We start from the raw sequence: 11,087 nt of genomic DNA, 5'->3' as shown, positions 1-11,087 counted from the left end.
GTCATCGTGATGACTCCATTCGAGGATTCTGTGAGAGGTTGACTCGAAGGATCACACGGTGGCCGCGTCCACGTCTGGAACGACGTGCCCGACCACCGGGCGCTACACCACTATGCGGGACTCAACTCCACGCCCGCGGTATCGCCGCCGAGGTACTGGCCACCGCCCGGGCCCAACGCTGGGAGCCGGCCGAGGTCCTCAAGGCCCTGCTGGTCGAGGAGACCACCGGTCGGGCCCGATCCATGCTCGCCGCCCGGCGCAAGGCCGCCGGGTTCCCCACCGGCAAGACCTTCACGACCTGGGATCCGGGCGCCTCCTCGATCCCGGCCCCGACCCAGCAGTCCCTGCGCACCCTGGAATGGCTCTCGCGCAGAGAGAACCTCGTGGTCTGCGGGCCCTCCGGCACCGGCAAGACCTTCTTCCTCGAGGCCCTGGGCCAGCAGGCCGTGGAGGAGGGCAAGCGGGTGGCCTGGTTCACCCTGGAGGACCTCGGGGCGATGATCCGGGCCCACCGGCCCGATGACACCATCACCAAAGCCGTCGCCCGAATCCTGCGCGCCGACCTGATCGTCATCGACGACATCGGCCTGCTGCCGGTCGCCGACGATGCCGCCGAGGGCCTCTACCGCATCGTGGACGCCGCCTACGAGAAACGCTCCGTAGCGATCAGCTCGAACCTGCACCCGGCCGGCTTCGACGAGCTGATGCCCAAGACCCTGGCCACCGCCACCGTGGACCGGCTCCTGCACCACGCCCACGTGTGCCAGACCACCGGAGACTCCGTACGGATGACCCAGGCAATGGCCGGGAAGGGAGTCATGCCACTGAACTGATCCCATCACGGTGGCCAGCACCACCACCCAAACGGGCAAACCAGCTGGCCACCAGTGGGCAGTTCTGATGGCCACCAGCGGGAAGAAACACTGGCCGCCTATGGGCAGAACTCAATGGCCCTTGACACACACCCATCAGACCTGGCCCGCCCGCCTCGACGACGTCGGCCCGCGCGGCGACATCAATGCGGGCGGCTTGCGGATGCCCCGTGTGCTCGTGGGCAGTCACATTCGAGGAACTCAGCGATGGCTGCTGTGCCTGGATGGCGCACTTGCCCTCCTCCGCAAGGCTCGGCGCGGGCAATCCATCCCCCCTCCCGTCTGCCCTTCGCTCTCTCCCCCCGGACAACGACGTCCGTTCAGTTCCGGTTCAGTCCGAACCGGCGCGTCATCAGAGCCTCCTTGTAGTGCTTCTCCGCGGCGTCGATCTGGGCCTGCGGGGTATTGGAGCCGAACACGCGCAACAAGCTGAACATGTACCGCTCCGGCTGGTCGGGGTCGAGCTCCAGGGCATCCCGGAGGGCGACGTTTCCGCCATGCCCGTCACGGGCGTAGGCCTCCCACCGTCCGAGCACACCACGCTCACCGTCGGCCTTGCCGACGTAGCACCGGCCCGCGGTCTCGTCGGCGATCAGGTAGATCCCGCGTACGGCCTCCAGGGCGGTGCGCCAGCCTGCGTAGCGGGTCTCGGTCACCAGTGACTGCAGGTCCCCGTAGCTGAACAGCACGTGGTCGAAGCCGGGGAACGCCTCGGTGGTGGGATCGGCGATCTCGAGGACGGGAAAAGTGGCCGCAGCCACGCCGCGCTTGGCCCAGTTCACGGGGTCTGCGGACCACTCCACCACCAGGCGCTCCTCGAGGGACGCCAGCAGCGGCACCGGCACAACGTCGTAGTACCGGTACCGCTCCGTGCGCTCAGCCACGGCCTCCCCGCAGTTCTCGTACACGGCGGTGAGGCGAGAACGACGCCCGCCCTCCCCCATGAAGATGAGCCAGTGGCGGGCAGGCTCCTTCGGGAACTTCCCCACGTGGTGCTGCTCCCGCGTGTAGGCGAGCACGCGCTCCGGCGTGGCCGCCGCCCGCGATGGCAGCCCCGACGCCTTGTAGGTGTGGCGGATGGCCAGGACGTCGTGCGGGTCGAGGCCGGCGGCGGCGAGGACCGCACCGAGGGAGAAGACGAAGGGCTGGGTGGACTCCATGGGACCCCATTCTGCCGAGGACCCCTGATCACCCTTCCGCTGCGATGAGCCCTACGTGGAGCCTGCGCCCAACGCAACTAACGAACAATATTCATCCCACATAGTTCAAGGTTCCAGTGAATCAACTGCCGCAACGTTGCGGAGTTTAGCATGTTCCGAGAGGGCCTGGGGCGCGTGCCATTTAACATAAAATGCGAAGAACGGGTCGAGAATATAGACCGAGCTCGTGTTTCCCTTTTCCAGATATTCCAGAACGGGACGCTTCTTGGCGTTCGCAAACCGCAGGTTAGACCTTGAATCCGCATTTAGAGGGGAACTCGCCGGAGCGTGGTCCAGGGACGACAGCGAAATTGAGGTAGTCAGACCCTCCTCGACACCTTCGCTCAAATCGGTCTCATCCACGACCTCTGAGTCGCCAAACGCCATTTTAGAGATATTGGAGAGACCAGCAGAGACGTCACTGGACCGGGGGGCCTGACCGGCCACAAGCACCTGAATCTCTTCCATTAAGCGCGCACTTGTAAAAGTTAGGGGCGGAAGTACGGAATTAAATCCGGAGAGAATCACACCATACTTGTCGTGTCGCTGACCATTCACAAGGTCATATACGTTTCTCTTCTTGCCGCGCAGCTTTGGTCCTGCCAAGAACGTTTCGAACCATGCGGCCGACTCTTCAACATCGATCGCCGCCTCGAAAAATGTGCGCCACTGCTCCGGTGGAGTGAGTGCCACGGGGTGCTCCTGCTCCGTCCTGATTCCATTGAACTTGCACAGTTCGCGACAGAAAGTCTGCATTAGCTGGGGACTTCCAAATGAATTCTCAGCTAGAATACTTGAAACTTCCGGATCATCAATGATGTTAAGTTTCTCGAATCCAAGTGAGGCGATCTTCATCAACTCTTCAGTGGACCAGAAGTCAATTTTGATCGTGGCCAGCCTTCCATTCATATCCGACTCCGCTCGCACCGCGTCTCCAACGCGATGGAAGGTCGACATCAGAACAACTGGAACATCATTCATGACTAGAGGCTTCAGAAATCGAATAATTGCCGTCTGGACGGCTGGCTCGATGTAGTGAAAGTCATCTATCACGAGAACGTGACCAGAGACACGAAGCGCATCGGTTGCAACCTGACTTGCGGGGCGATTGACCGAAGCACTCTTCGAGTTTGTCGTGTTGAGACCAGTAACGTCTTTAGCGGCAAACTTTCCAGCCCCAAACAGATTCGCCTCGCCAGAAGTCTCATCGGTGGCAGTGTATTCGTCAGCGCCAGCCACTTCGATGGTCGTAAATTCGCCCGCGCGATCAACTACAAGTCTGTAAAAATCCTCAATCGACCCGACCAGCCCACCATCAATCCAAATACGATTTTGGACCAGACGGCTCACCAGAACAGTCTTACCCGTCTTTGTGGGGCCAGAGATGGCGAGAATAGCCCCAAGCTCATCAAGGTAATCTTTTAGTTGATCTTCAATCTTGGAATTTTCTCGGGGGTTGTAGGTGTACTTAGGCAATTTACCTGGCACAAATACGTCGCTGACTTTCAACATCTCAACCTCCGCATTGAATGGGGTTAAAACCCGCCAGAACCCCCGCCATCCTGTGCGAGGTTGCTGAAGCGACTGTAGTGCCCCTGGAACCCCACCACAATGGTCTTCGTCGGCCCGTTGCGGTGCTTGGCCACGATCAGGTCCGCCTCGCCGGCGCGCGGGGACTCCTTGTCGTATACGTCCTCGCGGTGCAGCAGGATCACCATGTCCGCGTCCTGCTCGATCGAGCCGGACTCACGCAGGTCGGACACCTGCGGCCGCTTGTCCGTGCGCTGCTCGGACCCACGGTTCAACTGGCTCAACGCGATCACCGGTACGTCGAGCTCCTTGGCCAGCAGTTTCAGGGCACGGGAGAACTCGGCCACCTCCTGCTGACGGGACTCGACCTTCTTGCCCGAGCTCATGAGCTGCAGGTAGTCCAGCACCACCATCTTGAGGTTGTTCTTCTGCTTGAGCCGCCGGCACTTGGCGCGGATCTCCATCATCGTCATGTTCGGGGAGTCGTCGATGAAGAACGGCGCCTCGTTCAGCCGCCCCACGGTCGCCGCGATCTTGGACCACTGGTCGTCCCGGATGGTGCCCTTGCGCAGGTCCTGCAGCGCGATCGTCGCCTCGGCGCTCAGGAGCCTCATGGCGATCTCGTTCTTGCCCATCTCGAGGCTGAAGAACACGGTGGCCATGTTGTGGTGGATGGCCGCGGCCCGCGCGAAGTCCAGCGCGAGCGTGGACTTACCGACGGCGGGGCGCGCCGCGATCACGATCATCTGCCCGCCGTGCAGGCCCTGCGTCAGCTCGTCGAAGTCGTAGAAGTCGGTGGGGACACCCGTCAGGCCCTCCCCCTGGTTGCCGGCCGCCTCGATCTCGTCGACGGCGTGCTCCATGATCTCCGCGAGGCGCACGTAGTCCTCGGACTGGCGGTTCTCCGCCACCTTGTAGATCTCGGACTGCGCCTCGTTGACGATCTCCTCGACCTCGCCGTCGCCCTGATACCCTAGCTGGGTGATCTTGGTGCCGGCGGTCACGAGGCGGCGCAGGACGGCCTTCTCCGCCACGATCTCCGCGTAGAAGCTCGCGTTGGCGGCGGTGGGCACGGACTGGATCAGCTCGTGCAGCACGGCGGGGCCGCCCACGCGGCTCAGCTCCTGGCGCTTGTTCAGCAGGTCCGCCACCGTGACGGCGTCCGCGGGTTCGCCGCGGCCGTAGAGGTCGATGATCGCCTCGTAGATCATCTCGTGGCTGGGCCGGTAGAAGTCGTGGCCGCGCAGCAGCTCCACCACGTCCGCGATCGCGTCCTTGGAGAGCATCATGCCGCCCAGCACCGAGCGCTCCGCCTCCAGGTCCTGGGGCGGCAGGAAGCGTTCAGAGGAACGGCCGCCGTCGTAGGAGCCCGAGTCTCCGTAGTTCTCAGTCAACGTCCGGAGACTCCCTTCCCACAGCCCGCACGACGGCGGCCCTCGCCGGTCTTCCCGGCCCTGATTCCTCTGTTCTCACCGCCCGTGCCGCCACACCCTCCTGCAGGCGGACGGTGCGACGGTCCCCGGGGCGACGGTCCGAGCGGATGCGCGCCTGTCAGTGGTCACCTGCGGCCAATACCCGCCCTCGCGTTGGGGATACCACGCGACACTACGCGCGCCGTGGAGGCTGGGCAACCGCGTTTCCCACAGGCCTTGTGGACAACGTGTGGATTCGGCGGCGTGTCGTGTGGATCGCCTGGGGACCGCGCTGGGGACAACCGCTCGGCCACCCCCAGAATCCGGCTCTGACCTGGGACGATGCGATCCCCAGGGCTGTGGAGGAAGATTCTCCACCCCCCTTCGGCCCCATCGATCCAACTTGACAGCACCCCCGTTTGCGCCCTCATCACACCGCCTGGTACACGCCTATCCACACCGTCGTCCACACCCTCCACATCTGTGGACAACTCCTGTGGACAAGGTGCCCGGATCTGGGGACGGCGAAGTTGACAGCCTCTGCCCGCGGCCCCGGGTCCTCCCCGTGCCCACCTCTCCCGGCCGCCCCGGACCGCCCGGCGCCGATGACTCACGCACGTCAGTGACCCGCCCCAGAGTCATTGGACGGAACGCGAGCACGGTGCTTGGGTGGAACCCGTCGTCGTGTCGTCCGCCACAGTGAGGAGTCCGCCGTGCCCCCGGCCACCACCGCCCCCTCCCCGGCCTCGCTCCCCCTCGACGGCGTCCTCGTCGCCGACTTCTCCCGCGTCCTCGCCGGCCCGCTCGCCACCATGACGCTGGCGGACCTCGGGGCGCGCGTCATCAAGGTGGAGCACCCCGAGCGCGGCGACGACACCCGCGACTGGGCCCCGCCCCGCTCGGCGACGAGCGCCACCTACTTCGAGTCCGTGAACCGCAACAAGGAGTCGGTCGGCTGGGACCTGAAGGACCCCGAGGACCAGCGGCGGGCCGCCGCCCTGGCCGCCCGGGCCGACGTCGTGGTCCACAACCTCAAGCCCGGCACCATGGAGCGCCTCGGCCTGGGCTACGACGACGTCGCGCGGGAGAACCCGTCCGTGGTCTACGCCGCCGTCTCCGGCTTCGGCGACCGCGAGGGCCGGGATCTGCCCGGCTACGACTTCATCGTCCAGGCCGCGGGCGGGCTCATGAGCATCACCGGCGAACCGGACGCCCCGATGAAGGCGGGCGTCGCCCTGGTGGACGTGCTCACGGCCAAGGACCTCACCGCCGGCGTGCTCGCGGCCCTGCTGCGCCGCGAGCACACCGGGGAGGGCGCCCACCTGCGGTTGAACCTGCTCTCCTCGCTGCAGGGGGCGCTCGCCAACCAGGGCCAGGCCTGGCTCGGCGCCGGCGTCGTCCCGCGGCGGATGGGCAACGACCACCCCTCGATCGCCCCCTATCAGCTGCTGGCGTGCCGGGACGCGCCGCTCGCCGTCGCCATCGGCAATGACGCGCAGTTCCGCACCTTCGCCGCGGCCCTCGGCGTCCCCGAGCTCGCCGAGGACCCGCGCTTCACCACGAACACGGGCCGGGTCGAGTACCGCGAGGAGCTGCGCGCCGCCCTGGAGGACGCGCTCTCGGCCGAGACGGCGGCCCACTGGCGGGACGTGCTGCAGGCCGAGCGGCTCCCGGTCGGCCTCGTGTCCACCGTCGCCGAGGGCGTCGAGCTGGCCGAGTCCCTCGGCCTCGAGCCGACCGTCGAGGTCCAGGACCGCTCCGGCGCCCCCGCCGGCCGGCAGTTCCGCCACCCGGTGCAGTGGGACCCACCCGTCGCGCACCCGCGCCACGCGCCCCCCGCGCTCGGTGCGGACACGGCGGCCGTCAACACCTGGCTCGACGCCCGCTGACCACCCCGCAGAGAGGACCCCCGCCATGACCATCCCGTTCCACGCCGAGGCCGACTCGTTCCTCGGCCGCGCCGACGTCGTCGGCCTGGACTCCCTGTTCTCCGCCGAGGAGAAGGCCGTCGCACTGCAGGTGCGCGGCTTCGTGGACGAGCACATCCGCCCGCACATCGCCCGCTGGTACGACGACGCCGTGTTCCCGCGCGAGATCGTCCCCGAGCTGGGCCGCCTCGGCGTGCTCGGCATGCCCTACGAGGGCCACGGCATGCCCGGCCGCTCGGCGGTGGAGTACGGCCTCGCCGCCCAGGAGCTCGAGGCCGGCGACTCCGGCCTGCGCACCTTCGTCTCGGTGCAGGGCTCGCTCGCGATGGGCGCGATCCACAAGCACGGCTCCGAGGAGCAGAAGGCGCAGTGGCTGCCGCGCATGACCACCGGCGAGGCGGTCGGCTGCTTCGGCCTCACCGAGCCGGGCGCCGGCTCGGACCCGGCCTCCATGACGACGACGGCCCGCCAGGAGCCCGGCGGCGACTGGGTGCTCGACGGGGTCAAGCGGTGGATCGGGCTGGCCACCCTGGCCGACGTCGCGATCATCTGGGCGCAGACCGGCGAGCCCGGGGACGGGCGCGGGGTGCGCGGCTTCGTGGTCCCCACGGACACCCCCGGCTTCCGCGCCGAGGCGATCACCCAGAAGCTGTCCATGCGGGCCTCGGTGCAGTGCGAGATCCACCTCGACAGCGTGCGCCTGCCCGCCTCCGCGATGCTGTCGGCCGACTCCGCCGTCGGACTCAAGGGCCCCTTCCAGTGCCTCAACGAGGCCCGCTACGGGATCATCTGGGGCGCGATGGGCGCCGCCCGCGACTCCTTCGACGCCGTCCTCGACTACGCGATGGAACGGCAGCAGTTCGGGGTGCCGCTGGCCTCCCACCAGCTGACGCAGGCCAAGCTCGCGGACATGGCCGTGGCCATCGGCAAGGGCTACCTGCTGGCGCACCAGATCGGCCGCGCCAAGGACGCCGGCCCGCTCACCCCCGCCATGATCTCCGCCGGCAAGCTGGACAACTGCCGCGTGGCCATCGGCATCGCCCGGGAGGCCCGCGAGATGCTCGGCGGCAACGGCATCACCCTGGAGCACTCGCCGCTGCGGCACGCGAACAACCTCGAGTCCGTGCGCACCTACGAGGGCACGGACGAGGTCCACCAGCTGACGCTCGGCCGGCACCTCACGGGCATCGGCGCGTTCGCCCCGGCCCGCTGAGCCCCGCGCCCGGGCTCAGGCGTCGTCGGCGGGCGCCTCGGGCGCCGGGGCCTCCTCGGCGACGGAGGCGAGGATCGGAGTGGCCGGCAGCTTCCGCACGCGCTTGGGGCGGCGGGCGCGGGCGGGGATGAGGGCGCGCATGTTCTCGGTCTTGCCGAAGCAGAGCAGCCGGTCGCCCTCCTCGAGGACCTTGGTGTCCGCGGGGTTGGGGAACACGCAGGTGCCGCGGTGCAGGGTGAGCACCTGCAGGTCCTTCGCGAGCAGCCCGGAGTCCTCGATGGACTGGCCCACCCAGCCGGAGCCGGCGTGCACGGTGATCTCACCGACGCCGTACCCGGTGGACACGGCCAGGCGCTGGCGCACGTCGATGTCCGGGAAGCCGGCCTGGTCCGCGACGTAGTCGATGATCGCGCCGGCCACGTCCAGGTCCGTGGCGGCCTCGATGCCCTGCAGCCCCGGCGAGGAGTTCACCTCCATGACCAGCGGGCCGTGCTCGCCCTCGAGCATGTCCACGCCGGCCACCCGCAGGCCCATGATGTGGGCCGCCCGCACGGCGGTCTCCGCGTACTCGGGCGAGAGCTCGACGCGCTCCACGGTGCCGCCGCGGTGCACGTTGGAGCGGAACTCGTCCCCCTGGGCCCGGCGGCGCATCGCGGCCACCACGCGGTCCCCCACCACGAGCGCGCGGATGTCCGTGCCCTTGGACTCCTCCACGAACCGCTGGATGAGCACCTGCTGGTTGGTGCCGTGCAGCGTCTCGATGATCGCCTCGGCCACCTTCTTGGTCGGCGCCAGGATCACGCCGATGCCCTGGGTGCCCTCGAGCAGCTTGATCACCACGGGCGCCCCGCCCACCATGTCGATCGCCGTGGACACCTCGCCGCGGTTGCGCACGAACACGGTGGCGGGCATGTCGATCTCATGGCGGGAGAGGATCTGGGTGGCCCGCAGCTTGTCCCGCGAGTTCATGATCCCGGCGGCCGTGTTGGGCGTGTAGACGTCCATCTGCTCGAACTGGCGCACCACGGCGGTGCCGAAGTAGGTCACCGAGTTGCCGATGCGCGGCAGCACGGCGTCATAGCCGGAGAGGGGGCGGCCACGGAACATCAGATCGGGCTCGTCCGAGCTGAGGTCGATCCCGAAGCGCAGGGTGTCCAGGACCTTCACCTGGTGGCCGCGCTCGAGCGCCGCGGTCTTGAGTCGCTGCGTCGAGTAGGCGCGCAGGGAACGGGAGAGGATGGCGAGCTTCATGACCGCTTTCCTGGGAGGATGAGGGGCGTGTCTGAATCTAAGCACACGGCCCCTGCCCCCCACGGCGTGCCCCCCACCGACGACGGCGCCGCTCGCCCGGGGCTGGTGGGCTGGCGCGAATGGGTCGGCCTGCCCGCCGCCCACACCCCCTGGATCAAGGCCAAGATCGACACCGGTGCCCGCACCTCGGCGCTCCACGCCTTCCGGATCGAGCGGCACACCGGCCCCCACGGCGAGGACCGCGTGCGCTTCGAGGTCCACCCGTGGCAGGGGTCCACCGCGGACGCCCGCACCGTGGACCTGCCGGTCGAGGACGTGCGCACCGTGCGCTCCTCCAACGGCGAGGTGCAGGACCGGTTCGTGGTGCTCATGCCGCTGCGTCTGGCCGGGCGCACCGTGGACGCCGAGGTCACGCTCACCGACCGGGACGAGATGGGCTTCCGCATGCTCGTGGGGCGCACCGCGCTGGCCGCCGGCGGCCTCCTCGTGGACCCCGCCGCCTCGTACGTGGGCGGGCAGCCGCCGCGCGGCGTGCGCCGCCGGAACCGGGGACGCGCGTGAGCCGTCGCCCCGCCCGCGCCCCCTTCGCGTTCGGCGGGGTCGAGATCCCGGCAGGCCGCCGCCACGAGCTGTCCCTGCCGATCTCCCAGCTCGTCACCGGCGCGGACGTCACCCTGCCCGTGCACGTGCTGCACGGCCGCGAGGACGGGCCCACCGTGTGGGTCTCCGCCGCGATCCACGGGGACGAGGTGGCCGGCGTCGAGATCGTCCGCCGCGTCCTGGAGCGCCTGCAGCCCACGCACCTGCGCGGCACCCTGCTGGCCGTGCCCATCGTCAACGTGCTCGGCGTCATGGCCGGGGACCGCTACCTGCCCGACCGCCGCGACCTGAACCGCTCCTTCCCCGGCTCTGCCCGGGGCTCGCTGGCCTCGCGCATCGCGCACCTGATGATGACCGAGGTGATCGGCCGCTGCACCGTGGGCATCGACCTGCACACCGGTGCGGACCGCCGCTCCAACCTGCCGCAGATCCGCTGCGACCTGGAGGACCCCCAGACCCGCGCGCTCGCCGAGGCGTTCGGCGCGCCCGTGCTCTTCCACGCCCGCCTGCGGGACGGCTCCCTGCGCGCCGCGGCCCGCGAGACCGGCGCGCGCGTGCTGCTCTACGAGGCCGGTGAGGCCTGGCGGTTCGACGAGTACGCGATCGCCCCCGGCGTGGACGGGGTCCTGCGCGTGCTCGCGGCCCTGGACATGGTGGATCCCGCGGACGTCGGGCTCACCGAGCCCGGGCCGGACGCCGTCGTCGACGCCCCCGGTCCGCTGCCCGGCGAGGTCCCCGAGGAGCGGACCACGGACGTGCCCGAGGCGACCGACGCCACCGGCGAGGACACCGCCGCCGTGCACCCCGACGTCGTCGACGGTGAGCAGGACGCCCCCTACCTGGTGTGGCAGTCCACGTGGGTGCGCGCCCGCGCGGACGGCCTCGTGCACCTGGACGTCTCCCTCGGCGAACGCGTGAACGCCGGGGACCGGATCGGCGCGCTCTACAACTCGTTCGGCCGCCGCCTCGCGCACGTGAAGGCCGAGCTGACCGGCGTGGTCATCGGCCGCACCGAGGCACCCCTGGTGCACCGCGGCGACGCCCTCGTGCACATCGGAGGATGGGACGCATGAGCAGCGGCG

Annotated in this window: 9 protein-coding genes; 5 read left to right on the top strand and 4 right to left on the bottom strand. The window is 68.6% G+C overall.

What is annotated here, in order from left to right; translation table 11 throughout:
• Positions 1 to 38 precede the first annotated feature (38 nt).
• The gene (gene istB / locus O3T09_RS05070; protein WP_269295413.1) at positions 39 to 833 is read left to right on the top strand and encodes an IS21-like element helper ATPase IstB; all 795 of its coding nucleotides are present in this window, start codon (positions 39 to 41) and stop codon (positions 831 to 833) included.
• A gap of 359 nt (positions 834 to 1,192) precedes the next feature.
• Here istB and O3T09_RS05065 read toward each other — a convergent pair whose 3' ends face one another.
• The 3 genes from O3T09_RS05065 to dnaB all read right to left on the bottom strand — a co-directional run bounded on the left by O3T09_RS05065 (position 1,193) and on the right by dnaB (position 4,995).
• On the bottom strand, positions 1,193 to 2,032 hold the full coding sequence (locus O3T09_RS05065; RefSeq protein WP_123243981.1) for a GIY-YIG nuclease family protein: 840 nt from the start codon (positions 2,030 to 2,032) through the stop codon (positions 1,193 to 1,195).
• 105 nt (positions 2,033 to 2,137) lie between these two features.
• The gene (locus O3T09_RS05060) at positions 2,138 to 3,583 is read right to left on the bottom strand and encodes a hypothetical protein (RefSeq protein ID WP_148042376.1); all 1,446 of its coding nucleotides are present in this window, start codon (positions 3,581 to 3,583) and stop codon (positions 2,138 to 2,140) included.
• A 23-nt stretch (positions 3,584 to 3,606) separates the two neighbouring features.
• Complete coding sequence (gene dnaB / locus O3T09_RS05055; RefSeq protein WP_010079804.1) at positions 3,607 to 4,995, bottom strand: replicative DNA helicase; 1,389 nt, start codon at positions 4,993 to 4,995, stop codon at positions 3,607 to 3,609.
• 731 nt (positions 4,996 to 5,726) lie between these two features.
• On the opposite strand from dnaB, the gene O3T09_RS05050 reads away from it, so the two are divergent.
• A complete protein-coding gene (locus O3T09_RS05050) occupies positions 5,727 to 6,902 on the top strand; it encodes a CaiB/BaiF CoA transferase family protein (RefSeq protein WP_123243982.1) in 1,176 nt (391 codons plus the stop codon).
• 25 nt (positions 6,903 to 6,927) lie between these two features.
• On the top strand, positions 6,928 to 8,154 hold the full coding sequence (locus O3T09_RS05045; RefSeq protein WP_269295411.1) for an acyl-CoA dehydrogenase family protein: 1,227 nt from the start codon (positions 6,928 to 6,930) through the stop codon (positions 8,152 to 8,154).
• Positions 8,155 to 8,169: 15 nt separating this feature from the next.
• On the opposite strand, the gene rimK is transcribed toward O3T09_RS05045, so the two are convergent.
• Positions 8,170 to 9,405: a 30S ribosomal protein S6--L-glutamate ligase gene (gene rimK, locus O3T09_RS05040; protein WP_123243984.1), complete on the bottom strand. Its 1,236-nt coding sequence runs from the start codon at positions 9,403 to 9,405 to the stop codon at positions 8,170 to 8,172.
• A gap of 27 nt (positions 9,406 to 9,432) precedes the next feature.
• Between rimK and O3T09_RS05035 the strand changes: the two genes are divergently transcribed.
• Both O3T09_RS05035 and O3T09_RS05030 read left to right on the top strand, forming a co-directional pair.
• Positions 9,433 to 9,966 carry an ATP-dependent zinc protease family protein gene (locus tag O3T09_RS05035; protein ID WP_251393485.1) on the top strand — a complete coding sequence of 178 codons (534 nt, stop codon included), beginning with the start codon at positions 9,433 to 9,435 and terminating at the stop codon, positions 9,964 to 9,966.
• Positions 9,963 to 11,078, top strand: coding sequence for a succinylglutamate desuccinylase/aspartoacylase family protein (locus O3T09_RS05030; RefSeq protein WP_185194596.1), 1,116 nt, complete (start codon positions 9,963 to 9,965; stop codon positions 11,076 to 11,078). Before O3T09_RS05035 ends, O3T09_RS05030 begins: the two co-directional genes overlap by 4 nt.
• Positions 11,079 to 11,087: the final 9 nt, after the last annotated feature.

It is taken from the genome of Micrococcus sp. H39-S4 (assembly GCF_027158145.1).
GTDB lineage: Bacteria > Actinomycetota > Actinomycetes > Actinomycetales > Micrococcaceae > Micrococcus > Micrococcus luteus.
Note: the sequence above shows the minus strand (reverse complement) of the source record. Positions and strands in the feature narration are given on the sequence as shown.

What these genes read in the sequence shown, in the direction of transcription:
- O3T09_RS05065 (WP_123243981.1), bottom strand. Translation starts at nt 2,032, where the DNA reads ATGGAGTCCACCCAGCCCTTCGTCTTCTCCCTCGGTGCGGTCCTCGCC.
- O3T09_RS05060 (WP_148042376.1), bottom strand. Translation starts at nt 3,583, where the DNA reads ATGTTGAAAGTCAGCGACGTATTTGTGCCAGGTAAATTGCCTAAGTAC.
- O3T09_RS05045 (WP_269295411.1), top strand. Translation starts at nt 6,928, where the DNA reads ATGACCATCCCGTTCCACGCCGAGGCCGACTCGTTCCTCGGCCGCGCC.
- rimK (WP_123243984.1), bottom strand. Translation starts at nt 9,405, where the DNA reads ATGAAGCTCGCCATCCTCTCCCGTTCCCTGCGCGCCTACTCGACGCAG.